This is a genomic window from Sinomonas atrocyanea (genome assembly GCF_030811715.1).
GTDB classification, from domain to species: Bacteria; Actinomycetota; Actinomycetes; order Actinomycetales; family Micrococcaceae; genus Sinomonas; species Sinomonas atrocyanea_A.
The window spans coordinates 85,977-110,003 of sequence record NZ_JAUSRH010000010.1 but is presented as its reverse complement, the minus strand read 5'-3'; the positions used below and the strand labels follow the sequence as shown (position 1 = coordinate 110,003).

The window sequence follows — 24,027 nt, the reverse complement described above, 5'->3', positions numbered from 1 at the left end:
CGCCGTTCGCGCACCGACCAGCCGATGTCCGTTCCGATCATGGGAGCACCGTGACCAGCCCAGCGCCCACGCCCCGAGTGAGCCTCGTCATCCCGCTGTACAACGGCGCCGCCGTGATCGGCCGGGCCCTCGACAGCGTCCGTGCGCAGACCTTCGGCGGCTGGGAGGCCGTGGTCGTCGACGACTGCTCCACGGACGACGGCGCACAGGCCGCCCGGGACTACATCGAGGCCACCGGCGATGCGCGCATCCGACTGATCTCGCTCGAGGCCAACTCGGGCCCGAGTGCGGCGCGCAACGCCGGTGTCGCGGCATCGTCGGGCGACTTCGTGGGCTTCCTCGACAGCGACGACGAATTGCTCCCGGTCGCCTTGGACCACCTTCTCGCGCTCGCCGCGGACTCCGAGGTCGACGTCGCCGCCGGAGCCCACGTGGCCAAGCTCGCCAGCGGGCGCGAGAGCGTGCGCCCCGACCGCGTGACCGGCACCCTCACCGGCCTCGAGGCGGTCGAGTCGCTCCTCCAGGAGCGCATCTGGAACTACAACCACGGCAAGATCTACCGCCGGCGCCTGTTCGATGCCGTGCAGCACCGCGAGGACATCCGGCGCTACGAGGACATCATCTTCAACGCGGCCGCCTACTCCTACAGCACCAAGGTCAGATTCAGTGCCACCCCGGTGTACGCCTACTACGTCGACGCGGCCTCGACCACGTGGTCGCAGAAGCTCACGGCGGACTTCGTCACTGACACCGAGACGTTCCTGCGCGAGGGCCTGAACCCGGAGGTCGCTCCCCTCGTCTCGCAGCGGTCCTGGCGCACCATGCGGACCACGCTCGCCGTGGTCGTGCTCTCCGGGGCCCTCGCCGGCGGGGCCGATGAGCAGACCGTCGCGGCGCTCTCCTCCGTGCTGCGGGACAAGGTCCGGCTGCGCGACCTGCCGGACGTGTTCGTCTGCGCGCCGGTCATCGCCGTCTCAGCCGTCGCCGCGCGGATCGCGCCGGCCCTCTACGCCTCGGCGTACCGGACCTACATCCGGCGGCAGTACGAGCTCGGGGCATGAGCCGAGAGTCCGGGGAGGCGGTGGCAGTCACGGCCGCGCCGGCCAGCCACCGGTTCCTGTACCTCCTGGCCGCCGTCGCCCAGGGCGCCGGCCCCCTGATCACCCAGCCGTTCGTGCAGCGGACCCTCGACCCGGAACAGTGGGGGCGGGTCTCGTTCTCGATCTCCCTCGTCTCCGTCGCCCTGATCGTCATCCTCGTGGGCCTGCCGCTCATCATCACCCGCGCCTACTTCGACGGACCCGACGGCCCGCGCAAGGCCGCGTCCCTCTCTGCCTTCGGCATCCTGCAGAGCGCTGGGCTCGGGCTCCTCGGAGTCGGCGCGGCCGTCGCGTTGGCCGCAGCCGCGGGGAGGCTCGCCGACGACCTCTCCACGGTGATCGCGCTCGCGGTGGTCGGGCTGCTGGGCGGAATCCAGATGTGCCTCTCCGTCCTGAGGGCCCAGCACCGGGCCCTGGCCTTCGTCGGCATCACCATCGGCGCCCAGACGCTCGGCCACCTCGCGGGCCTCGCCGCCGTCCTGCTCGTCTCGCGCACGGCGGCCGCGTACATGGGGGCCTTCGCGGTCGTCGTCGCCCTGACCTCGGCGGCCAGCCTCGTCGCCTCGAGGCCGGGCCGGCCGTTCGCCTTCCCCGGACTGGTGGGCTCGGCCCTGCGGACCTCGGCGCCGATGCTCCCCCACAGCGTCGCACTCGTGCTCATGCTCCAGGGCGAATCGTTCATCCTCACGGCCCTGCACGGGCCCGCCTTCTACGGCAGGTACGGTGCCATGCTGCCCATGGCCCTGGGCCCCCTCGCCGTGATCATGGCCCTCGCCAATGTGTGGGAGACGGCGATCCTCGCGCACCGCGGCGACGACGCGAAGGGCGCGGTGCGCCGCATCATGGTCGAGGGTGTCGCTGTCGGGGTGGCCCTCGCGGTCGCCGCGAGTGCGTCCGCCGTCCTCGCCGCGAACATCCTGGCCCACGACCCGACCATCGAACAGCTCCAGCTCGCCCGGATCATGCCTGCCATGGCCATGGGGTACATCGTCTTCCTGCTCGGCACCACCCAGCTCGTGGCCATCGGGCGCACGCGCCTCATGGCGCTCGTCACCCCGGTCGTCGCCGTCCTCGATCTGGGGGTCATGCTGATCCCGGCCTCCACGGGCAGCCTGTTCTGGGTGGGTGCCACGAAGGTGCTGGCCTTCGTGCTGCTGGGCGTGGCGTACATGGCGGCGGCACGGCGCCATGGCCGCCATCTGATGGACGCGAAGATCATGGTCGTCGGCCTGGTCGCAAGCGTCGCCGTCTGCGCCCTCATGCTCCTGCTGCCCACCGACTTCTGGTTCGGGGTCGGGACCTTCGCCGCCGCCCTGCTCGCCTTCGCTGCCGCCGCCCTCTGGCTGTGGCGGTCCGGGCGCCTGAAGGCCGTTATCGGCTGACGCGGAGGGTTCGGCTGCACCCGCAGCACAGACGCCGGCGGGGGGGGGGGGGCCGGGGGGGGGGGGGGGTGGGGGTTGGGGGGGGGGGGGGGGGGGGCGGGGCCCCCCCCCCCCCCCCCCGCGGGGGGGGCCCCCCGGGGGGCCCCGCCCCCGCCGGCGTCTGTCGCGCTGCGCGCGCTACGGGCGCAGCGCGTGGGCGGTGAGCTTCTTGAGCCCAGGCCACATGCGCTTCTGGACGACCTTGGGGGTCAGCGAGACGGCATTGAGCCGGGAGGTCAGGTGGACGCGCGCCGCGCGGGCCGCCCTCGTCCACCCCAGGCGGGCGAAGTCGGCGGCGCACTCGTCGAAGAAGGCCCGCTCCTCCGCGAAGCGGCGGCCGTCGAGGGCACGCACGGAGGAGTCCGACTCGCGGTGGCGCCGGTACTGGAAGCACACGGTGTCGGTGACGAGCATCTTCCCGCCATCCATGATGATGTCCATCGCGAGGGCGAGGTCCTGGACCACGTTGTACTGCTCGCGGAAGTCGTGCTTGAGGATCGCCTCGGCGCGCCAGGCCACGGACGGGAAGTAGAGCCAGTCGCCGGTGATGAGGCTCTCCGCGATCGCCTCGCCTTCGATGATGGCCTCCGACGAACCGCCGACGGCCAGACGCCGCAGGAAGCCCTTGACGCGGTCGCCGAGGGGCTCGTAGACGCTGCCGTTCTCGTCGATCACCTCGACGCCGGGCTGGACGATGGCCACATCCGGGTTCTGGAAGGCCTTGCGGACCGTGCCGATGTAGTTCGGCAGCATGATGTCGTCCGCGCCCATGACCACGACGACGTCGTGCTCGACGAGGGACAGGCACTTCTTGTAGTTGCCGTTGGCGCCGAGGTTCTTCTCGTTGCGGAAGTAGCGCACCCGCGGGTCGCCTTCGACGAGGTTGGCGAAGTACTCCGGGAGCGTCTCGTCCGGGAAGCCGTCGTCGACGATAGTCAGACGGAAGTCCTCGTCCTCCTGGCTGAGCACGGAGGCCACGGCGGCCTTCATCATGGCAACGTCCCCGTAGTAGGGGAACATCACGTCAATGGTCACTGTCAACCTCTTCTGATGCGATCGGGCGTGCAGGATGGTGCACTGCGGTCGGGTCTTGGGGGGCCTCGCCCGGCGCCGCGGCGGCCTTGCGGAGCACGTCGACGGACTGGCGCAGGATGGCCACCTCTTCGGCGAGGATCCGGGTCTCCTCTTCGAGGACCGTGAGCTCGCGCGAGACGTGGAGGCCCACGCCGACGAGGAGGACGATCGAGAGGGCGAAGAGGAGGTTGGCCGGCACCTTGATGCCGACGAGGGAGGCCGCCCAGTCCAGCAGGCTCGGGAAGATCCCGAGGATGATGGTCAGGCCGCCGACGACGAGCCACAGGACGGCGTACTTCTCGCGCAGCTTGCCGGAGCGGAGCATGGCCAGCACGGCCAGCACCATGCAGACCGCGATGACGAGGGAGAAGGCGACGCTCACGCGGAGGCCCCCGTCTCCCCTGCGATGTCGCCGGCAGCGGGTGCCGTGATCTCGGTGGGCATCTTGGTGCGGGGGCGTGCGAGCGCGAAGCAGAGCACAAGACCTGATCTGGCCAAGTAGATGGTTGCCTTCCAGGGGCTGTGGCTCGGCGTGCCGGCCTGCCGGGCCTTCATTTCGACGGGGACCTGGATGACCTTGCATCCGGACTTCACGGCCACGACGAGGGAGTCGATCGTGTCTCCCAGGTACTCGGCCGGGAAGTGCTCCATGTACTGGTGCAGCGCCTTGAGGTTCGCGGCCCGGAAGCCGGAGGTCACGTCGGTGAGGCGCGTTCCGGCGACCGCGGAGATCACCTTGGCGAGGACGACCATCGCCCAGCGGCGGGGCCCCTTGGCGTCGTAGGACCCGCGGCCCGCGAAGCGGGCTCCGATCGAGATGTCCGCGGTCTCGAGCCCTGCGAGCACCCGGTCGATGTCGTGGGGGTCGTGCTGACCGTCCGAGTCGACTTGGATGGCGCGGGTGTAGCCGTTCCGGAGGGCGTACTTGAATCCTGCCCGCATGGCCCCGCCGACGCCGAGGTTGAACGGCAGCTTCAGCACCGCGGCTCCGGCCTCGGCCGCAATGCGCGCCGTCGCGTCCTTCGAGCCGTCGTCCACAACCAGGATGTCGTGGTGCGGGACGATGGCCCTCACGTTCTGGATGGTGCCGCCGATGGCTTCCGCCTCGTTCCAGGCGGGCATGATGATGAGCGCGCCTGATCGCCTCGGTGTACCCATGATTGGCAACTATACCAAGAGCCATCGGCCCTTTCCCTGCACGTCGGACCCAGTACGACAGGGCATACTTAGGGGGTTGACCGACGCGAGGAGCCTCACCAGATGACCTGGATCCAGACCATCCCGACCTTCGCGGCAGCATTGGTGGTGATGTTCGGGCCCGGTCTGGCGGTGCTCGCGGCAGCCGGTGTCAGGCGGCTGAACCTCGCCGCGCTGGCCGCTCCGGTCTCCGCTTCCGTCGCCGGCTGCACGGCAGTGGTGGCCCCCTTCGTGCGGCTCCCGTTCAACCCGGTGGTCTACTTCGTGGTCTCGGCCGTCCTGACGCTTGCAGTGCTCGCGGTGCGCGTCCTCTGGCGCCGCCGCTCCCCTCGCGCCGGCGGCCGGGTGCTGGCCTCCAATGGTCCTCTCACGCACCTGGACCTCGGCCGGTGGATCGTCTGGGCCGGAGTGCCGCTCTCGGTGGCGTTCGCTGCCCTCATCATCGGCCGCCGGTACATCCTCGGCTTCGGCGCACCCGAGGACTTCTCGCAGACGTTCGACAACATCTACCACCTCAACGCGATCCGCTACATCGAGGACCACGCGAACGGCTCGTCGCTGACGCTGGGCAACCTCACGGATTCGTCCCACTCGTTCTACCCGGCCGCGATGCACGACTCCATGGCGCTCATCCTCCAACTGGCTGGCGGCCCCGTGCCGGTCGTCGTCAACGTCGCGACGATCGTCATCGGCGCCCTGGTCTGGCCCCTCTCGTGCCTGTTCCTCATCAGCCGCATCGTCGGGTACCGCCCGGTTCCGCTCATGGCCGCCGGCGCCCTCTCTGCGGGCTTCAGCGCCTTCCCCTACCTCATGGTGGCGTTCGGCGTCCTCTACCCCAACCACGCCGCGATCGCGCTCATGCCTGCGGTGCTCGGGCTCGCGATCGAGGCCCTCGGCATGGCGCGCAGCCAGCCGTCGTCGCCCCTTCCTCCGATCCTCGCCCTCGTGGGGACGTTCCCGGGACTCGCCCTGACCCACCCGTCGACGGCGATCGGCCTCCTCGGCTTCGCGCTTCCCGTGGTCTGGGCGCGCTTCTTCGTCACGTGGGGTGCGTGGCGGAAGCGGACGACGTCGCGCCGGGCCCTGCGTCTCTGGCTCGCCTTCGCGCTGGTCTACTCGGTCGGCGTGGCCGGCATCTGGTACCTCCTCCGGCCGAGCCTGAGCGCCGCCCCCTGGGCCCCCTTCCAGTCCAACGCCCGCGCCATCGGCGAGGTCCTCGCCAACGCCCCGATGGGCACGACGGTCGCCTGGATCCTCACCCCCTTGACCTTCATCGGCCTGTACGTGCTGGCCCGGCAGCTCCGGCGCCTCTGGTGGGTCCTGGCGATGTACGCGATCGGCGGGGCCCTCTACGTCGTCGTCTCGAGCTGGAACCCGGGTTCGCTGCGCACCTTCCTCACGGGAGTCTGGTACAACGACAGCTTCAGGCTCGCGGCCATCCTGCCCGTGGTGGCCCTCCCGGTCGCCATCCTCGGAGCAGAGTGGCTCCTCTGGCGCATGCGTGCCGGGCTGGAACTGGCGCGGGAGTGGGCAGCGGGCACTACGCGCCTGAGCAGGCTCGCGGACTCCGCGGCGCCGCGGTGGCAGGGCATCACGGCCATCGTGGTGTCCCTCGTGATCCTGGCGATGGGCGTCGGCTCGCAGGGAGGCACGCTCTCGAGCGTCCAGGACCGCATCCACCAGGTCTTCACCCTCGACAGCAACTCGATGCTCGTCGACTCCGACGAGCGCGCACTGCTCGACCAGGTCCCCGGCATCGTGCCCGCCGGCGACACGATCGTGGCCAACCCGCTCATGGGAGGCTCGCTCGTGTACGCCCTCGAGGACCGGCGCACGGTCGCGCCCCACGTGTTCGGCGATCGGAACCCCACCGAGGCGATGGTCCTCAACCATTGGGACGAGGCAGCCTACAACTCGCGCGTATGCCCGGCAGTGAAGGAACTGCGCGCCTACTGGGCGCTGGACTTCGGCGACAAGACCGTCATCCCGTCCGACGACCCGTTCGTCGGGCTCAACGATCTGGCGACCGACTCCGCACCGGGCGTCAAGCTCGTCGCCGAGGTCGGCCACGCGCGGCTCTTCAGGGTCAGTTGCCCCTAGCGGCTTCCTCGGCGGCTGCCGCACCGCGCCGCTCCCGTGCTGCTGGTGGGAAGACCCAGAGGCGCATGAGGGTGAACGTGCACACCGCCACGACCGCCGTGGCGGCGAGCTGGGCCGGGATCTGCGGCCAGCCGCAGCCCTCGACGAGCCAGTTGAGCAGGCCATAGTTGACCGTGTACCCCACGGCATTGGCGCCGAGGAATCTCAGGATGGTGGGCCAGAGCGGCCCTTCGTGCCCGAAGGTCCAGGCGCGGTTGCCCCAGAAGCTGACCGCCATCCCGACCGCATAGCTCACGGTCATCGCCTCGGTGTGCCCCACCCCGGCGAGGGACTGCACGACGAAGAGACCGTAGCCGACGGCGTTGTTCACGAGGCCGACCACCACGAAGCGGAAGGCCCTGGCGAGCGCCGCGGGGCGCGGGCGCCGGAGGTCCGCCGTCACGCGTCGCCGACGCGCGAGGCGCCGTTCGGGGCAGCCGCGGGCGGGCGCTCCTCCCCGTGCCGGTACACCGAGCGCACGGTGTACAGCGGCCGGGCCTGCACCTCGCGGTAGATGCGGCCGATGTACTGCCCGAGGATCCCGAGCATGCTGATCTGGATCCCGCCTACGAACAGCACGCTCATGACGATGAAGGTCCATCCCTCGACGACGTTCTGCGGCGCGAAGAGCTTCATCGCGAGCGCGTACAACGCACCGAGGACGGCAAGGCCCGAAGCGAGGAAGCCGATCCTGGAGATGACGGTGAGGGGGAACGTGGAGAAGCCGAGGATCCCGTCCGCGGCGAGCTTGAGCATCTTGGCCATCGGGTAGCCCGTCTCGCCGTGCAGCCGCTCGTCGCGGTCGAACGGCACCGCAACCTGCGTGAACCCGACGTGGCTCACCATCCCCCGCAGGTACCGGTCCACCTCGCGGTACTTCTTGAGCTCGTCGACGACCCGGCGGTCGATGAGCCGGAAGTCGCCGGTGTTGGCGGGGATGTCGATGTCGGAGAGCCTGCGCAGGAGGCGGTAGTACGCGGAGGCCGTGGTGCGCTTGAACCAGGAGTCCTTGCGGGTGCGCCGCTGCGCGTACGCGACGTCGGCGCCGCCCTGCCAGGCGGCCACGAGGTCGAACACGACCTCCGGCGGGTCCTGCAGGTCGGTGTCCATGATGACCACGGCGTCGCCCCGGGCCTCGTCGAGCCCCGCCGTCACGGCGATCTGGTGGCCGAAGTTCCGCGAGAAGTCGATCACGACCACGCGGGGATCCCGGCGCGCAAGGCCGCGGAGCACCGCAAGGGACTCATCTCTGCTGCCGTCGTTGACGTAGATGAACTCGGCGTCGTGGCCCAGCTGATCCACGATGGCGGCAAGGCGTCCGTGCAGAGGATGCACGTTGGCCGCCTCGTTGTGGACAGGGAGGACGAAACTCAACAGTCCGGCGGACGGTCGGTCGGCGTCCCCCATGTTCTCAAGCACGCTCATGATTCTACGAGACCGCGGCGGGGCCCGGGCCGCCCGGGCCGGGCGCAGGGCGCGCCTGCCGGCGACGGCGCACGAACGCGGCGCGGCCGTCCGCGACCGCCGCAGAGACGAGGACCGCGACCACCGGGACGTAGAGGTAGATGTAGCGGGCCCTGTTCTCGAAGAGGGCCAGGAAGACCAGCAGTGCCAGGAAGGCGAGCCGCGACGCAGTGCCGGCCCAGGCGTCCCTGCCGCCGCCCCTGACGAGTGCAGAGAGGGCCAGGACCGCGAGCACGGCGAACCACGCAGCCTGCCAGGCGCTGCGCAGGAGAGGCGCCCCGTCGCCGTCGAACGTGTAGAAGCGGCGGATCTGCTCGCTCAGCGGGTCGTGGGCGGGGAAGCTGTGGTTCTCCCGCGTGACCCCCTCGGCCCACGCGTAGAACGATCCGTCGCCGAGCGACCACCCCAGCTTGTCCAGGAGGAAGCCGGGATAGCCCGTGGGCCCCATGGCCTCGACCCGGCCGAGGTAGCCGTTCAGGCCGTTGGCGAACCGGTCTGCCGGCGGCGTGCTCAGGGTGTCCCGGATGTCGTCGGCGTTGAAGCCGCCCCTGCCCGTGGCGCCCATCTTGAGGAAGTGCGTGAACGGCACGGCCTGCGTGTTGGTGTCGAGGTTGAACTGGACCACGTGGGCGGCCTTGACGGCGGCGCTGCTGCCGAGGAACGCCGCGCCCGCGAAGGAGAGGGCCACGGCCGCCGCCACGGCGGTCCTGCCCCACTCCCGGGCTCCCCGCGAGGCGAGCATCGCCGTGAGGCCGACGGCCGCGAACGCGAAGACCACCGTCGGCTTGATCTGCATCCCGACCGCAGTGAGGACCCCGACCGCAGCCCAGAGGCCGAGCGAGCGCCAGCGGGGTGCCGTGCGCGCGATGTCCGCGAGCAGCAGGATGGCGACCGGGAACGGCATCGAGAGCGTGTCCGAGTAGGGCACGCCGCTCCACGGCCCGAGCGCCACGAAGGGGACTGTGACGAGCAGGGTGCCCACGCCGGCCGCGGGCCCCGCCACGCGCCGGGCGAGGCGGACGGCGAGGAGCGAGCTCACGGCCATGAAGACGGCGTGCAGCCAGATCGCCGCGGCCAGGGTATCGGTCACCCCGAACGCGCCGACGACCTTGAAGTAGCAGCCGAGGGCGAACGCGAGGAAGAGGTTGTTCGGGTACCAGGCGAAGTACTGCTCCGCGAAGTCGTAGTGCGTCCCCTGGGCGAAGGCGGTCGCAGTGTCGAGGACCGCGCCGGCGTCCCAGCCCGGCGGTACGCGGACGGCCAGTCCGATGACCGCGGGGACGAGCGTGAGGACCAGGAGTGCGGCGGCCGCGAGCGCCCACCGGCCGGGACGGGGCACCCGCTCGAGGACGCCGGCGGACCAGGCCGCGGCCCGGTGCAGCAGCGGGGCGAGGGCGACGAGCCCGGCGGCGGCGGCCACGACGAGCGCCGTGCTGTACGGCACGAGGGTCGGCGGCGGGTCCGCCACGACGTCGACGAGGACGAGCAGGACCAGCGTGGACAGGACCGCGGCCACGACGACGGCACCGCGGGGCCTGCGCTCGCCTTCCCGGGCGGTCGCCTCCTGCGGCTCAGCCGTGGACGGCAGCATCGAATCGCCGGCTGACGAGGGGCAGGAGGGACTTGGTGTAGGTGCGCGAGACGTGGTCGCGGTCGAAGTAGACGTGCGCGCCGCCGATGACCGCGTAGCACGTCGCCCCCGGGCAGAACTGGTCGGAGAGGTCCAGGACACCGAGCCGGCTGTCGTGGAGCGCCCTGACGCCCTCGGCCAGCGGGTCCGGCGGAAGCGCCGCCGACCGCGGGTTCGAGCACCTCTGCGGATCGTCCGGGTTCTGCGCGACGCAGTCCGGCGTCGAGCGGTCAAGCGTGAGCGGGGTGTCGCGGATCACGAGCACGCGGGACCCTGCGGCCGCCCAGGGAAGGAAGCGGCGACTCACTGCGGCGCGGTACTGGTCCAGCTGCGACCGGCCCGTGCCGTCGTCGATCGTCTCGCCGCTGGCGAAGGTGGACGCGATGACCAGATTGGGCCGTTCGGCGGTGATCCGCGCGGCGAGGTCGCGGCTCCAGGTCAGGCACTTCTGCTGCAGCGCCGGATTGTCCGAGGGGACGCCCATGAACGCCACGCGCTTGGCATCGACGAGGGGGCACCCTCCGACGAGGCTCTCGTAGAGGACCCAGTGCCGCTGCCTGGCGAGTTCGTGGATCGCGGCCTTCCACTGTTCGGCGTGGGAGTCCCCGACGAGCCAGACGGTCTCGGAGGCGGGCTTGCCCTGGGTGAAGTCACAGCGCAGGAGGGCCCTCTGCGGGCCAGCCATGACGGGGTTGGGGGCCGGGCTGCATTCCGGGGCGTTGAACCAGGGCGCCTCGTTCTCCCCCACGTTCGCGACCTCGGCGGGGCCGAAGGGATCGGTGCATCCCTTCGGGTCGGCAAGGCTCGCCGCACCGAAGCACGCCCCGCTCGCGAGCAGCGCAGCCCGATGCTCCTGGGTCGCCTGCTCGGCAGCGGCCGCACCGATGAGGGACAGCCCGGCGACCGCCACGGCACTCATCGCCGCAACGGTCGCGAGGAAGACCTTCCGCGGGGCGGAGCCGCGCAGCAGCCTGGTCCGGCCCGGGTCCTCGACGAAGCGCTTGGTGACGGCCGCGAGCACGAGCGAGAGGACGACGACCCCGATGCGGTCGGCCGTGCCGAGGTCCCTGGCGAGGGCCGACGGGGCGAGGATGATGAGCGGCCAGTGCCAGAGGTAGAGGGAGTAGGAGATGTCCCCCACGTACTGGACCGGCCTGTTCTCGAGGACCCGTACGGGCGACCATCCGGGGCGCTCCGGCCCGGCGGCGATGATGAGCGCCGTCCCTGCCACCGGCACGGCCGCGAGGTAGCCGGGGAAGGGCGTGGTCTCGTTGAACGCGAGCGCCGAGACGACGAGGAGGCCGAGGCCCACTGTCTGGAGGATCCCCCTGACGGGTCTGGGCAGCGACCGGGCGCCCCGTTCGCGGAGGCGGTGCCCTACGACCGCGATGAGGCCGCCGGCCGCGAACTCCCACGCGCGCCCCGGGGTCACGAAGTACGCGGGGCTGCGGTCCGCCACCGTGTACCAGATGCAGAAGGCGAAGGACGCGGCCCCCACGAGGGAGAACGCGAGGGTGACGCTGCGGTGGTGGCGGAAGCGGAACCTCGTGGCCACGGCCCACGCTGCGAGGAGGAGGAGCGGCCACAGGAGGTAGAACTGCTCCTCCACCGACAGCGACCAGTAGTGCTGGACGGTCGAGGCGCCTTCGCTGTGGGCCGAGTAGTCCACCGACTTGGCCGCCAGCACCCAGTTCTCGGCATAGAAGGCCGCCGCGATGGTCTCCTGGGCAATGACCGCCCAGCGGTTGAACGGCAGCCAGACGTATGCAGCTGCCAGGGCCACGAGGCCGACCAGGAGCGCGGCGGGGAGGAGCCTCTTGGCGCGCCGGGCGTAGAAGGACCCCAGCCGGACGGTCCCCGTCCGGCGGACCTCCGACAGGAGGTGGTTGCTGATGAGGTAGCCGGAGATGACGAAGAAGATGTCGACGCCGACGTAGCCCCCGGGGAGGTGCCGCGGCCACACGTGATTCACGACGACGGCGGCCACCGCGAGGGCGCGGAGGGCCTGGATGTCCTTGCGGACCGTCCGTGGCGCGGCGGGGGCCACGGCGTCCGGCTCCGTGGAGCGCATCTCCCCTGGCTCGGTCTGCGTCACGGCGGAGCTACTTGGCGGTGCGCGCGAGGTACGCGCAGCGGGCGAGTCCGGGCATGACCGTCTGGATGGCCCACTTGATGGAGGTGGGCGAGGCGGCGACGAGCGCGAGGAAGTCCTGGTCCGTGTTCAGCAGGAGGGTCGAGCCGCGCCGCTGGGCGGGGATGCCGGACAGCACCTTCCCCTCGGCGATGTCCTTGTGCTCGTCAGGGCGGACGCCGACGACGACGACGTCGGCCACGAGCTCGGCGGCCCGGTTGGCGTCGAGGTAGACGGTTTTGGGCCCGACGGTCTGCCCGTTCGGCTGGCCATCGGCGACGATCTTCGCGAGGGCGGGCGCGGGCTTGAGGCCGAAGTCGGCGAGCACGCGCATGGCATTGGAGTCCTGGGTATGGACCTCGAAGGAGGCCCCCGGCACGGAGCGCGCTTCCAGGCACAGCACGGTGGCCCCGGCGAGGTCCTTGTAGGCGGCCGCCGCATCACGGATGGCGCCCTCGGTGGAGGTCACGAGGGCCTTGCCGGCATCCTTGCGGCCCAGCGCCTGGGCGACCATCGTCGTCGTCGTCCGCCAGTCGGTGTCCTTCTGGCGGCCCGGCCACGCGACGGTGGGCGCGATCTTGGTCAGCTGGGTGTAGACGTCGGTCGTCTCCGCGGCGTCCTTCCCGAAGGCGGCGTTGACCGCGAGGATGAGATCGGGCTTGATGTCCTGCAGGTCGCCCCAGGGCACGCCTGCGTCGTCGTGGTAGTTGCGGGGCAGGAGGGCATCGAGCTGGCTCACGGCCTTCGAGAACCAGGGCGGCGTCCCGTAGCCGCGCAGCGCCTCCACCGGGTAGCCGGCCGGCAGCACGCCGAGTTCGACGCACACGTCCGCGCTCGACCACCCGAGGGTGGCGATGATGCGCGGCTCCTTGTCGATCGTGGTGGACCCGAGGGCGTGCCGGATGGTCGTGGGGAACGAGTTGTCCTCGACGGCGGTCCGGTCGGCGCTCTTTTTATCGAGGCACCCGGTCAGGAGGAAGGGCAGCGACACGCCGCCCGCCAAGAACGCCCGTCGGCTCCAAGAGCTGGTCGACGTCGTCGGGGGCTTCGGCATCCGCTTCCTCATCCTTCATTCCTCGAGCGCCGGAAGAGCCGGCGCACACCCAGTCAATGGTACCGGTCAGTACTTGACGAACTTGACGATCACGTGACCGGGGCCGCTCCAGCGCCCCTGCTCCGCGAAGCCGCGGCTGCGGAGGAACTCCTCCTCCTGGGGCTTCTCCACCGGCCGGATCGCGAAGACGACCTTCTGCCGGTCCACGAGCGCCGATCGGCTCTCGAGCGGGAACCTCTGATCGAAGATCAGGCCCCACTGTGCGGCGCTGATGCCGCGCGTGAGGTCCACGAGCCCCTCGAAGGGCCGGGGGTAGGCGGCGAGGAAGAGGTCCTCGCCGGCCGCGACCGCGAAGGATTCCCCCGGGCGGGCGTGGTCCCGGATCGTGTCCGCAACGAAGCGGAAGTCGTCGGATGGGCTTCGGGCGAACTGGGTCCGCTGCCCGGCGATGGCCAAGACTGCCCCGCCGGCGAGGGTGAGCGCGGCGGCCCCGGCAACCCAGCGGAAAGCCGAGCGCCGCGTCAGGGAGACGGCGCCGTTGGCGGCGAGCAGGCACAGCCCCGGCGCCGTGAACGTCAGGTAGCGCGGAAGATAGTACGAGCTGCCCATCAGGGCCGATCCCACCAGGAGAACGGCGAGCGGGACGACGATGAGCGCGAGGCCGAGCACCGTCGAGAACGAGCGCGGGCGGCGGACCGCGCCCCAGACCGCCAGCGCCAGCACGGCGACCGCGGTCATCACCATGCCGACGACGAGCGGGGCCGAGGCGGCAGGGACGATGCCGGCGTCCGTCCACATCGACGCGTGCGAGAAGTACTGCAGGAGAAGGATCTCGGGGGCCACATGCCAGTCCAGCGGCGGGATCCACGCGACTTGGAACGTCTGGCGTGAGGCGGCGGCGGCGACCCAGGCCGCCACGCCCGCGGCCGGGACGCTCGCGAGCGCCACCTTCCACCACTGCCGACGGAGGCGGCCGTCGGCGAGGACCGCGAGCACTGCGACCGGGGCGAGCAGGATGCAGTAGAACGAGAGCCCGGTGGACACCATGAGCGCGGCGCCGAACCCGAGGACGCCGCGCCACCGCCAGCTCTCCCTCAGGCCTGCCAGGGCGGCGATGCACAGGGAGCTGCCGAGGAGCGTGAGGGCGTAGGACCGCGCGTCCGTTGCCGCGAACTGGAACCGCGGCAGGAGGATGAGCACGACGGCGGCCGCGAGTCCGGCCCGCGGGCCGCCGAGCCGCCGCCCCGCCACCGCGAGGACCGCGGCCGCCGCGGCACCCGCGACGATGCTCGGTGCCCGCAGGCTCAGCTCGCTCACGCCCACCACGTCAGTCAGCGACTTCACGAGCATGTAGTAGAGGCCGTGGACGACGTCGACCTTGCCCAGCATGAAGAACAGCTCGGGCCACGAGCGGCGTACCGCGCTCGCGGTCGCCGCCTCGTCCGTCCACAGGCTCGGCACCCAGCAGGCCGGCACGAGGGTGACGAGCGCGAACGCGGCGGCCGCGAGGGGCAGAACCAGGCGCCCCCGCAGGGAGACAGGCACCTCCTGCACGGCGCCGACGTGGCTCACGCCTCCGTGCCCGCGGATTCCGCGCTGCGCCGGCGGAGCTCCTTCACCACCTCGTGCACCTCACCGTCCATGATCACCTTGCCGTGCTCGAGCAGGACCCCGCGCTCGCAGATGGTCGAGACGAGGTCGAGGTCGTGGCTGACCACGAACAGCGTCTTCCCCGCCGCGGCGAGCTCCTTGATCTTGGAGATGCACTTGCGCTGGAACGGCTCGTCGCCCACAGCCAGGATCTCGTCGATGAGGAAGACCTCGGGATCCGTGTGGACCGCGATGCTGAAGGCGAGGCGCAGGTACATGCCGGAGGAGTAGAACTTGACCTCGGTGTCGATGAATTCGCCGATCTCGGAGAACTCGACGATGGAGTCGAACATCGCGTCGATCTGCTGCTCCGACATGCCCAGGATCGCGCCGTTGAGGTAGACGTTGTCGCGCCCGCTGAGGTCGTGGTGGAACCCGGCGCCCACCTCGATGAGCCCGGCGACGCGGCCGCGGGTGCGCACCGACCCGGCGTCCGGCTGCAGCACCCCGGAGATGAGCTTCAGGAGGGTGGACTTGCCCGATCCGTTCAGGCCCATCAGGGCGACGGTCTCGCCCTCCTCCACGTGGAGGGAGACGTCCTTGAGCGCGTCGAACTTCTTGGAGATGTCCCCGCGGCGCCCGCGGAGGATCCACATGACCGCTTCCTTGAGGGAGCGGGTGTGCCGGAGCACGAACTCCTTGCGGACGCCCTGGACCGTGATGGCGGTCTGCATCGTGATGGTGTGGTCAGCCATTCACAGCTCCTGCGCGAACTTGACCGACAGGCGCGAGAACGTGAACTGCCCCACGAGGAGGATGGCCACGGTCACGACGCCCGCGAGGGGGAACCACAGCTCGAACAGCCCAGGCACGGTGGCCGCCGACGGCGCGGCGAGCTGCGCGTCGTCGAGGGTCGGGCGCCAGAACGCCCAGTGGAACACCTCGACGGCCACGGTCATGGGATTGAGCTGGTAGAGCGGGAAGAACGGCCCGAGCACCCGCTCGACCTGGCTCCACAGGTAGAGGACGGGCGAGGCCCACGTGACCATCATGATCAGCAGGTCCACGAGGTTCTCGGAATCGCGGAAGTAGACGTTGATCGCGCCGAAGAACAGCCCGAGGCCGATCGCGAGCACGGCCAGCATCACGAAGGCCGCGATCAGGGCGAGCACCGACCACAGGGTCGGGAGCCAGCCGAAGAACAGGCACACGACCAGGAGGATGAGGACCTGGGGCAGGAAGTGCGCCGCGGACACCCAGACGCTCGCGACCGGGAATAGCTCGCGGGGCAGGTAGATCTTGCGGATGAGGTCGCGGTTGTTCACGATCGACCGCGTTGCATTGCCCAGGGCCTCGGTGAAGAAGTTCACGAGGACGATGCCGGCGAAGAGGTAGATCGGGTAGTTCGGCGTCGATCCCTGGGCATTGAGGAAGAGCCCCAGGGCGATGTAGAACACCAGGAACTGCATGCCGGGCCGCATGTACGACCACACGATGCCGAGGACCGATCCGCGGTAGCGGACCTTGATCTCCTTGCGCACCAGGAGCTTGAGCAGGAAGCGGTTCCGGTAGACGTCCTTGAGGCCGCCGCTGCGCCCCGGCTGGGTCAGGCCCGCTTCGACGTCAGTGCTTGCCACGGTCCCTTCCTCCATCGCTGCGGGTGTGCTCGGCGAACGTGGCGCGCCAGGCGTCGAGGCTCGTCACGCGCGCCGCTGCCTCACGGTAGCGGGCGGCGAGGGCGTCCCAGTCGCGCCACAGGCCGGCATGCACCGCAGCCGACTTCGCGATCCTGGGCTTGAGCAGCTCGGGTCGCCGGCGGTACCAGGACGACGCCGTGCCCTCCGCGTTGGTGATCACGACGGAGTCGTAGTTCGCCAGACGCCACCACTTGTTGTCCTTGTGGGCCAGGTGAGCCTGCGGGTGCTCCGCTGCCTCGGGTGCCACCGCGCGGGTGAGCTGCCGGGCGAAGGCCTTCGCGGCCCACGGGATCAGCTCCTTCTTGGTGGGCGAACCCGCCGCATCGATGCCCCGGGGCGCCTCCGCGCTGTTCGGCACGGGGAACTCGTCGACGTCGTCGCGGAACTGCGCCTCGCTGTACTGGGAGCGGAGGGCGACGGCGTCCGGCAGCTTCACGGGCAGGTCGTCGTGGAGGACCTCGGGTCCGCGCTGGACGTCCGCGAGGGCGACGGACCTCAGCGCCTCCGCGTAGTACTGCATCGAGAAGAGGTGCTTGACGTCGACCTGGAACGACTCGCGCAGGACGCGGCCCCCGTGGGCAAAGGGGCTGTGCAGCAGCGCGGCGACGAGGCGGTTGCGGGCGTAGAAGTAGGCCTGCCAGCCGATGTCGTCCTGCTTGTCCTCCCATGAGACGTGCCATAGGCCCGCGCCGGGGAGGGAGACCGTGGGGAACCCGGCCTTCTTGGCCCGCAGGCCGTACTCGATGTCGTCCCACTTGATGAACAGCGGCAGCGAGAGGCCGACCTCGCGGATCACGGCGGTCGGGATGAGGCACATCCACCAGCCGTTGTAGTCCGCGTCCGCCCGCCGATGCAGCCACGGCGTCTGGCGGAGGTTCGAGTCGACGAAGTCGTGCCGCAGGCGCATGTCGATCCGGGGGATCTCCGGGGTGATGCGGTACGGGTCCACGACCTCGGCGTAGGCGTGCAGGATGGTGCGTGCGTGCAGGTCGAACATGTGCCCGCCGACCAGCGTGGGCTTCTTGCAGTGGTCGGCGAACGTCACGAGCCGCACGATGCTCTCGGGCTCCACGACCACGTCGTCGTCCAGCAGGAGGACATAGTCGTAGCCGCCCTCGACGGCCTCGAACATCCCGCGGGCGAACCCGCCGGAGCCTCCGAGGTTGGACTGTTCGATCACCCGCAGGCGGCCGCCGAGTGCCGCCTCGACGGCGGCGAACTCGGGGTGGTTGCGTACGTTGTCGGTGCCCTGGTCGACGATGAGGATCTCGCTGATCCGCTCGAGCACCTCGGGGTGCGCGGCGAACTGCTTCGCGTTCTCGATGCAGTAGCCGGGCTTGTTCAGGGTCGTGATCTCGACCATGACCGATCCGCGGCGTGCGGGTGTTCCGGTGTGGGCCTGCCCGGGACGCGCGTCCCAGTGCGCGCGGACGAGCTCGATCCCGTCGCGGCTCGCGTTCAGGTCGAACCAGTACCAGCCGCCGTCGCCGAACGGGGAGAGGTCAAGCTCGAATTCCGCCCGCTGGCGGCCGTCGACGGCGCGGGAGGCCACCCGCTGCAGGTGGCCCCTGGCGTTGGAGCGGTAGACGACGACGGTGCCGCGCCCCTCGGTCTCGACCACAAGCCGCACGCTGCGGACCGCAGTCCACCTGCGCCAGTAGCTCGCCGGGAACGCGTTGAAGTAGGTGCCGAAGGACACGTGCTGGCCGGGCCGCACCGCCATCGACTCCCGCGAGAGGAAGTCCTCGTAGTGCGCCTCGATGGGCTGGGACGAGACGAGGTTGAGCTTCTCGTCCGGCTTCCGCGGCTTCCGGTAGAGGGTGTCGTCCTCCACGAGCCGGACGCCGTGCGACGAGCCGGCGTCCACGTACAGGGGAACCACGTCCTCCTGCCCGGTGGCGGGCAGCACCACCCGCTGGATCTCCTGCCAGTCGGAAGCGGCGTCCGGCGAGCCGGCGGCGACAGCAGTCTCCGCCGTCGTCACTCGTCCACTCCCCCGCTCACGAGGGCCTGGCCGCCCTCGAAGTGCGGCTTGATCCTGTTCTCGTACATCGACAGCGCCGAGCCGATGGCCATGTGCATGTCAAGGTACTTGTAGGTCCCGAGCCGGCCGCCGAAGAGGACGTCCTTCTCGGCCTTGGCCAGGTCGCGGTAGGCGAGCAGCTTCGCGCGGTCGGCCTCGGTGTTGATCGGGTAGTAGGGCTCGTCGCCCTTCTCGGCGAAGCGGGAGAACTCGCGCATGATGACCGTCTTCTCGGTCTGGTAGTTGCGCTCGGGGTGGAAGTGGCGCGGCTCGATGATCCGGGTGTACGGCACGTCGGCGTCGTTGTAGTTCACCACGGACGTCCCCTGGAAGTCGCCGGTGGGGAGGACTTCCTCCTCGAAGTCGATCGTGCGCCAGGAGAGGTCGCCCTCGGCGTAGTCGAAGTAGCGGTCCACGGGGCCCGTGTAGACGACCGGGACCTTGCCGACCACATTGCCCTTGCTGATGGGCTGCGACTCGTCGAAGAAGTCCGTGCTGAGCCGGACGTCGATGTTGGGGTGGTCAGCCATCCGCTCGATCCACGCGGTGTAGCCCTGGGTCGGGAGCCCCTCGTAGGTGTCGTTGAAGTAGCGGTTGTCGTACGTGTAGCGCACGGGCAGGCGGGAGATGATCCCGGCGGGCAGGTCCTTCGGATCGGTCTGCCACTGCTTGCCGGTGTAGTGCTTGATGAAGGCCTCGTACAGCGGGCGGCCGATGAGCTGGATGCCCTTGTCGTTGAGGTTCTGCGGGTCGGTGCCCGCAAGCTCGCCGGCCTGCTCGGCGATGAGCGCGCGTGCCTCGGCCGGGGTGTAGTTGGCCCGGAAGAACTGGTTGATGGTGCCGAGGTTGATCGGCAGCGGGAAGACCTCGCCCTTGTGGACGCCGTACACGCGGTGCACGTAATTGGTGAAGGTCGTGAAGCGGTTGACGTACTCCCAGACCTTCTCGTTGGAGGTGTGGAAGAGGTGGGCGCCGTAGCGGTGCACCTCGATCCCGGTCTGCTCCTCGGTCTCGCTGTAGGCGTTGCCGCCGATGTGGTGGCGCCGGTCGATCACGGTGACCTTGAGGCCCAGCTCGCTGGCTGCCCTCTCGGCCACGGTGAGCCCGAAGAATCCGGATCCGACAACGACGAGGTCTGCAGTCAAGGTGTCTCCCTGTGAGAAAAGCCGAGCGCCGCCGCGCGTGGGGCAGCGACCCGAGATGTCCGGGGTTCAGATTACCCGAGCGGCTCCGGCTTCCCGGAATCGCCGGAGTCCGGGTTATCCACAACGGCCGGTTCGCCCGTGGCGGCGCGGGCACCGTGCTGCCTAGCGTGGTGGACAGCACAGGTGGTGGACAGCACAGGTGGACGGCACAGCCCGCGCCGACGGGGGAACCATGGAACTGCACTGCGCGCTCATCTCGCCGGGCGCCGGCAGCGCGCTGGCGGGCGCCATGCGCCGGGAACTGGTGGTCCACGCCGCCGAGGGCTCACCGGGCGCCGAGGTCGCCGCGGCCCTGCAGCGCGCCTACGGGACCGGGGACTGCACCGTCGATGGCCTTCCCCTCGCCGGCCTCGCGGTGGGCCGACCGCCGCTCGTCAGCGGCGCGGTCCTCCTCGGTCCCGGCGCCGGCCGCGGCGCCGACCGAGCAGTTCCTCCCCCGCTCTCGCTCGTGGTGCACACAGGCCCCGCGGCGGGCACCGTCGTGCCGGTCGGCCGGGGAACCCTCAGGCTCGGCCGCGCCCCGGGCGGTCGAGGCCGAGCCCTGACGCTGCCCGATCCCGAGCTCTCGCGCGAGCACGCCCTCATCGAGGTGACCGACACCGCAATTACCGTCAGCGACCTCGACAGCGCCAACGGCGTCTGGGTCGCCGGGCGGAAGGTCCAGCGCGCCGAGCTCTGCGCCAGCCAGGCCTTCCGGCTGGGGTCGTCCACGTGCACGTTCGTGTTCGAGGCCGAGGAGGTCATGCTCGACGCCTGCGCCGGATCCGGCCCGGGGGCTCCCCTGCGGGTGGTCCGCCACGCCCCGCCGTCCCGCCGGGCGGCGATGATCACGATGGCCGTGCTCCCGCTGGGCGTCGGGGTGGCGCTGGCGCTCGCCACCGGCATGTGGATGTTCCTGGCGTTCACGGCCGTCTCCGCGGTCTCGGTCGTCATCCCGCTCATCGAGGGGAGGTCGGCGCGCCGGGACTTCGGGCGGCGGCTCGCGGCTGCGGCCGACGACGACAGCGCCCGGCGGCGGGCGAGGGCACCCGACGTCGGGCTTCTCGCGAGGGCCTCCGGCGTCGCGCCGCGGCACACGGGCGGCGACGGGCCGCCCGGGGACGGCACTGGCAGGGGCGGCCCCGGCGGGAAGGGCGCTGGCGGGGAGGGCACTGCCGGGGACGCGGCAGTCCACGTGCGTCTGGGGACAGCGGACCAGCCCGCGGACGTCGTGGTGGAACCGGAAGGTTCCGGTGCAGAGCCGCCCCGGCTCGCTGCCGCCCCGCTGACGGTCCCGCTCCGAGGAGTCCTCGGGCTCGACGGCGGGGCCGACCACGTCCAGGGGCTCATGAGGTCGCTCCTCCTCCAGCTCGCCCTCCTGCCCGCCGCGGCCGACGTGGGCATCGCCGTGGTCGGGGGCCCGAGCGGGCTGCGGCTGCCGGCCCGGTTCCTCCCCCGGCTGAAGTTCCTTCCGGCGGGCACGACGAGCGCCTGCCCCGACGCAGTCCTGGCGACCCGCCCGCGCGGGCTCCTCGTGGTCCTCCCGGGCACGGAGTCGTGCGCCGCGGCCGTCCACGCGGCGCTCGCGCGCGGCTGGCCGGTGGTCGCGCCGGTCGGCTGCCTGCCCGTCTCCCCCGACGCGCTGGTCCGGCTCGGCGGCGGACATTCGGCCCTCGTCCGGGAGGGGACGACAACGCGCTTCGCCCCGGACCTCGTGCCGGCGGGTGCGTTCGAGGTCGCTGCGCGGCGGGCAGCGCGCTCGGAGACCGCGGCGGCGGCGCACGTCGGGGTCCCGCGCCGGTGCGGGCTCGACGAGATCGTGCCGCTCGATCCCGCGGGGATCGCAGCAGCATGGGCCAGGACCGGGCAGGAGTCCGGTGTCAGGATCCCCCTCGGACTCTCCGAAGCCGGCCCGGTCGTGCTCGACCTCGTGGCCCATGGGCCGCACCTGCTGGTGGCGGGGACCACGGGGTCGGGCAAATCGGAGTTCCTGCGCACCCTCGTCGCTGCCGCCGCCGCAACCCACTCTCCAGCCCGCCTCACCTTCCTCCTCGTGGACTTCAAGGGCGGCTCGGGCCTCGCGCCGCTCGCCGGGCTCCCCCACTGCGTGGGACTCGTCACCGATCTGACCGAGGGCGGCATCGACCGCACGCTCGCCTCGCTCCATGCCGAGCTCAAACGGCGCGAGCGCCTGCTGGGCGGCGCGCGCGCAGCGGACGTGGCCGACTACGCGCGCGTCGCCGGCGGCCTGCCCAGGCTGGTGCTGGTCGTGGACGAGTTCAGGATGCTCGTCGAGGAGGCGCCGGCCGCCCTGGCCGAGCTCATGCGCATCGCGACCGTGGGCCGTTCCCTCGGCATGCACCTCGTCATGGCCACGCAGCGGCCCCAGGGAGCCCTCTCGGCGGACATCCGGGCGAATGTGTCCACGAGCATCGCCCTGAGGATGCAGCACGACGCCGAGTCCTCGGATGTCCTGGGCTCCCCGCTCGCGGCCCGGATCCCCATCGCCAGCCCGGGCCGGGCCTACCTTGCCATCGGGGGTGAGGAACCCCTGGCCTTCCAGTCGGCCGCTCTCGGTCTTTCCACGGCGCGTCCCACCGCCGTGCGGATCGCTGATGCCAGCGGCTGGCCGGACGACGGACGCGGCGCCGACCGCGAGGCCCCGTCGACTCCGGCCGAGGCTGCGGGGCCCCTCGTGGAGGCGGCGGCCAGTGTCTGGGCCGCGGCCGGCGGCGCGCAGGTCAGGAAGCCGGTCGCGCCGCCTCTGCCTGCGGAGCTCTCCGTGGCCGAGGCCGCCGCCAGCTCCGCGCGCCTCTCGCCGGCCGGCCCGGACGCGGCGGCGCCGACGGACTGTGGGGGCCGTGCATCCCCGAACCTCGTCCACCTCGGCCTCGTCGATGTACCGCATGAGCAACGGGTCCTCCCCCTGACTTGGGAACCGGCACCCGGCGGCCATCTCGCGCTCGTCGGGCCACCGGCGGCGGGGGTCTCTGATGCCCTCCAAGCGGTCGTCGCGCAGCTCGCCGACGAAGGCGACGCCCGCCACCTGTATCTCCTCGACGGGGACGGATCGCTCGGCCGTTGGCGGGACCATCCCCGGGTGGGCGCACACGTGGGCCCCGGCGAGCTGCGGCGGGCAGCGCGCGTCATCGCGAGGCTGGACGAGGAGTGCGCGCAGCGTCTCCCAGCGCGTCCCGGCTCGCCGGCACCGATCCCGCTCGTCGTCGTCGTCTCCGCGTGGGGCGCCTGGGTCTCAGCCCTGCGGCAGAGTCCTCAGGCCTGGGCGGAAGACGGGCTCGGCGACCTCGTCAGGAACGGCCCCGCCGCCGGACTGACCGTCGTCGTGGCCGGTGAGCGTGAGCTCGTGGGGTCGCGGATCTTCGGCGGCCTGGCCGCGAGGCTGTTCTTTCCGAAGGGCGCCACCGACGAGGCGCGCCTGTCATGGCCGCGTCTTCCCCCCATGCCCGCGCTCGTCGGCCGGGCCGCAGCCGCCGGCACCCTCGTGGCCGGGAACGCCCCCTTGGCAGTGCAGTGCTGCACTGCCGGCACTGTACCGCCGGCCGCCGAGGGCGCCGGCAGCCGCGGAGGGAGGGGACCGCGCAGCGGCGGCGAGCCGGCCCCCTTCCGCGTCGATCCGCTGCCGGCATTCGCTCCCGCGGCCTTGGTCGCCGAGCTCGCTCGCACCGCCGCCGGCCCTGGCCCTGGGGCGGACGCCGCGGCGCCTGGGCGGCTGCGGCTCGTCGTGGGATTGGCCGGGGACGAGCCGGCGCCGTTGTCCCTCCGCCTCGCGGCCGGCGAGGTGCTCCTCGTGCTCGGCGCGCCGGAGTCCGGCAAGAGCACGCTCCTCTCGGCCCTGCCGACGATGAATCCCGCGGTGGACTTCGTCGACGCGGACCCGCAGTCCCGGGCCCGCGCCTGGCAGGCCGCCCTCGACCGACATGCGGGGACCGGCCGACGCACGGGAACAGCGCCACGCGTCGCCGACGCGGTATTGCTCGTCGACGACGCCGACCAGCTCGATCCGGCCGAGAACCAGCTGCTCTCGCGCCTGCTCGAGGCCGGGGCGCGGATCGTGGCCACGGCGGGCTACAGCGCGAACCTCTACGTCAGGTGCCCGCTGGCACTCACGGTGCGCTCATCGGGGACAGGCATCCTCATCGCACCGCGGACCTCGGCCGACGGCGACATCCTCGGGGTGCGGGTCGACGTCCCGGGACGTGTCCCGCCCGGACGCGGCGTGGCCCTCCTCAACGGCCGCCAGGCGGACGTGCAGCTCGGGGTGCACGACCGGCACTCGGACACCCGCCCGCCGTAGCCCGCGCG

At 71.3% G+C, this 24,027-nt stretch carries 17 protein-coding genes; 4 read left to right on the top strand and 13 right to left on the bottom strand.

What is annotated here, in order from left to right; all coding sequences use genetic code 11:
* Positions 1-50: 50 nt before the first annotated feature.
* Positions 51-1,061 carry a glycosyltransferase family 2 protein gene (locus J2W21_RS14915; protein ID WP_307115294.1) on the top strand — a complete coding sequence of 337 codons (1,011 nt, stop codon included), beginning with the start codon at positions 51-53 and terminating at the stop codon, positions 1,059-1,061.
* Entirely contained in the window at positions 1,058-2,482 is a 1,425-nt protein-coding gene (locus J2W21_RS14910; protein ID WP_307115293.1) for a lipopolysaccharide biosynthesis protein, read from the top strand. Before J2W21_RS14915 ends, J2W21_RS14910 begins: the two co-directional genes overlap by 4 nt.
* Before the next feature lie 177 nt (positions 2,483-2,659).
* Here the strand turns inward: J2W21_RS14910 and J2W21_RS14905 are convergent, their stop codons facing one another.
* Genes J2W21_RS14905 through J2W21_RS14895 form a run of 3 tightly spaced genes read right to left on the bottom strand, consistent with a single transcriptional unit; the run spans position 2,660 to position 4,753 of the window.
* Positions 2,660-3,556: a glycosyltransferase family 2 protein gene (locus J2W21_RS14905; protein ID WP_307115292.1), complete on the bottom strand. Its 897-nt coding sequence runs from the start codon at positions 3,554-3,556 to the stop codon at positions 2,660-2,662.
* The gene (locus J2W21_RS14900; RefSeq protein WP_307115291.1) at positions 3,546-3,977 is read right to left on the bottom strand and encodes a DUF2304 domain-containing protein; all 432 of its coding nucleotides are present in this window, start codon (positions 3,975-3,977) and stop codon (positions 3,546-3,548) included. The genes J2W21_RS14905 and J2W21_RS14900 overlap by 11 nt, the downstream gene beginning before the upstream one ends.
* A complete protein-coding gene (locus tag J2W21_RS14895; protein WP_307115290.1) occupies positions 3,974-4,753 on the bottom strand; it encodes a glycosyltransferase family 2 protein in 780 nt (259 codons plus the stop codon). The genes J2W21_RS14900 and J2W21_RS14895 overlap by 4 nt, the downstream gene beginning before the upstream one ends.
* Before the next feature lie 102 nt (positions 4,754-4,855).
* On the opposite strand from J2W21_RS14895, the gene J2W21_RS14890 reads away from it, so the two are divergent.
* Entirely contained in the window at positions 4,856-6,892 is a 2,037-nt protein-coding gene (locus tag J2W21_RS14890; RefSeq protein ID WP_307115289.1) for a DUF6541 family protein, read from the top strand.
* Here the strand turns inward: J2W21_RS14890 and J2W21_RS14885 are convergent.
* The 10 genes from J2W21_RS14885 to glf form a co-directional block, all read right to left on the bottom strand.
* Positions 6,879-7,334 carry a GtrA family protein gene (locus J2W21_RS14885; RefSeq protein WP_307115288.1) on the bottom strand — a complete coding sequence of 152 codons (456 nt, stop codon included), beginning with the start codon at positions 7,332-7,334 and terminating at the stop codon, positions 6,879-6,881. The genes J2W21_RS14890 and J2W21_RS14885 overlap by 14 nt on opposite strands.
* On the bottom strand, positions 7,331-8,350 hold the full coding sequence (locus J2W21_RS14880) for a glycosyltransferase family 2 protein (RefSeq protein ID WP_307115287.1): 1,020 nt from the start codon (positions 8,348-8,350) through the stop codon (positions 7,331-7,333). The genes J2W21_RS14885 and J2W21_RS14880 overlap by 4 nt, the downstream gene beginning before the upstream one ends.
* A 10-nt stretch (positions 8,351-8,360) precedes the next feature.
* Positions 8,361-9,986, bottom strand: coding sequence for a glycosyltransferase family 39 protein (locus tag J2W21_RS14875; protein ID WP_307115286.1), 1,626 nt, complete (start codon positions 9,984-9,986; stop codon positions 8,361-8,363).
* Positions 9,967-12,120, bottom strand: a complete 2,154-nt coding sequence (locus J2W21_RS14870) for an acyltransferase family protein (RefSeq protein ID WP_307115285.1) — start codon at positions 12,118-12,120, stop codon at positions 9,967-9,969. Before J2W21_RS14870 ends, J2W21_RS14875 begins: the two co-directional genes overlap by 20 nt.
* 7 nt (positions 12,121-12,127) lie before the next feature.
* Positions 12,128-13,147 (bottom strand): ABC transporter substrate-binding protein, encoded by a 1,020-nt coding sequence (locus J2W21_RS14865; protein ID WP_307115284.1) that lies wholly within the window; start codon positions 13,145-13,147, stop codon positions 12,128-12,130.
* A 129-nt stretch (positions 13,148-13,276) separates the two neighbouring features.
* Complete coding sequence (locus J2W21_RS14860; RefSeq protein WP_307115283.1) at positions 13,277-14,782, bottom strand: glycosyltransferase family 39 protein; 1,506 nt, start codon at positions 14,780-14,782, stop codon at positions 13,277-13,279.
* The gene (locus J2W21_RS14855) at positions 14,779-15,534 is read right to left on the bottom strand and encodes an ABC transporter ATP-binding protein (RefSeq protein ID WP_307115340.1); all 756 of its coding nucleotides are present in this window, start codon (positions 15,532-15,534) and stop codon (positions 14,779-14,781) included. The genes J2W21_RS14860 and J2W21_RS14855 overlap by 4 nt, the downstream gene beginning before the upstream one ends.
* Positions 15,535-15,555: 21 nt before the next feature.
* Positions 15,556-16,452, bottom strand: coding sequence for an ABC transporter permease (locus tag J2W21_RS14850; RefSeq protein WP_373423115.1), 897 nt, complete (start codon positions 16,450-16,452; stop codon positions 15,556-15,558).
* Positions 16,424-18,481 carry a glycosyltransferase gene (locus J2W21_RS14845; RefSeq protein ID WP_307115281.1) on the bottom strand — a complete coding sequence of 686 codons (2,058 nt, stop codon included), beginning with the start codon at positions 18,479-18,481 and terminating at the stop codon, positions 16,424-16,426. Before J2W21_RS14845 ends, J2W21_RS14850 begins: the two co-directional genes overlap by 29 nt.
* Positions 18,478-19,665 carry a UDP-galactopyranose mutase gene (glf, locus tag J2W21_RS14840; RefSeq protein WP_307115280.1) on the bottom strand — a complete coding sequence of 396 codons (1,188 nt, stop codon included), beginning with the start codon at positions 19,663-19,665 and terminating at the stop codon, positions 18,478-18,480. The genes J2W21_RS14845 and glf overlap by 4 nt, the downstream gene beginning before the upstream one ends.
* 199 nt (positions 19,666-19,864) lie before the next feature.
* Here glf and J2W21_RS14835 point away from each other — a divergent pair, with 199 nt between their 5' ends.
* The gene (locus J2W21_RS14835) at positions 19,865-24,019 is read left to right on the top strand and encodes an FtsK/SpoIIIE domain-containing protein (RefSeq protein ID WP_307115279.1); all 4,155 of its coding nucleotides are present in this window, start codon (positions 19,865-19,867) and stop codon (positions 24,017-24,019) included.
* Positions 24,020-24,027: the final 8 nt, after the last annotated feature.

Bases quoted from the DNA above. Each gene is read 5' to 3' on its own strand.
- J2W21_RS14875 (WP_307115286.1), bottom strand. From the start codon at position 9,986: ATGCTGCCGTCCACGGCTGAGCCGCAGGAGGCGACCGCCCGGGAAGGC.
- J2W21_RS14910 (WP_307115293.1), top strand. From the start codon at position 1,058: ATGAGCCGAGAGTCCGGGGAGGCGGTGGCAGTCACGGCCGCGCCGGCC.
- J2W21_RS14855 (WP_307115340.1), bottom strand. From the start codon at position 15,534: ATGCAGACCGCCATCACGGTCCAGGGCGTCCGCAAGGAGTTCGTGCTC.
- J2W21_RS14850 (WP_373423115.1), bottom strand. From the start codon at position 16,452: ATGGAGGAAGGGACCGTGGCAAGCACTGACGTCGAAGCGGGCCTGACC.
- J2W21_RS14895 (WP_307115290.1), bottom strand. From the start codon at position 4,753: ATGGGTACACCGAGGCGATCAGGCGCGCTCATCATCATGCCCGCCTGG.
- J2W21_RS14890 (WP_307115289.1), top strand. From the start codon at position 4,856: ATGACCTGGATCCAGACCATCCCGACCTTCGCGGCAGCATTGGTGGTG.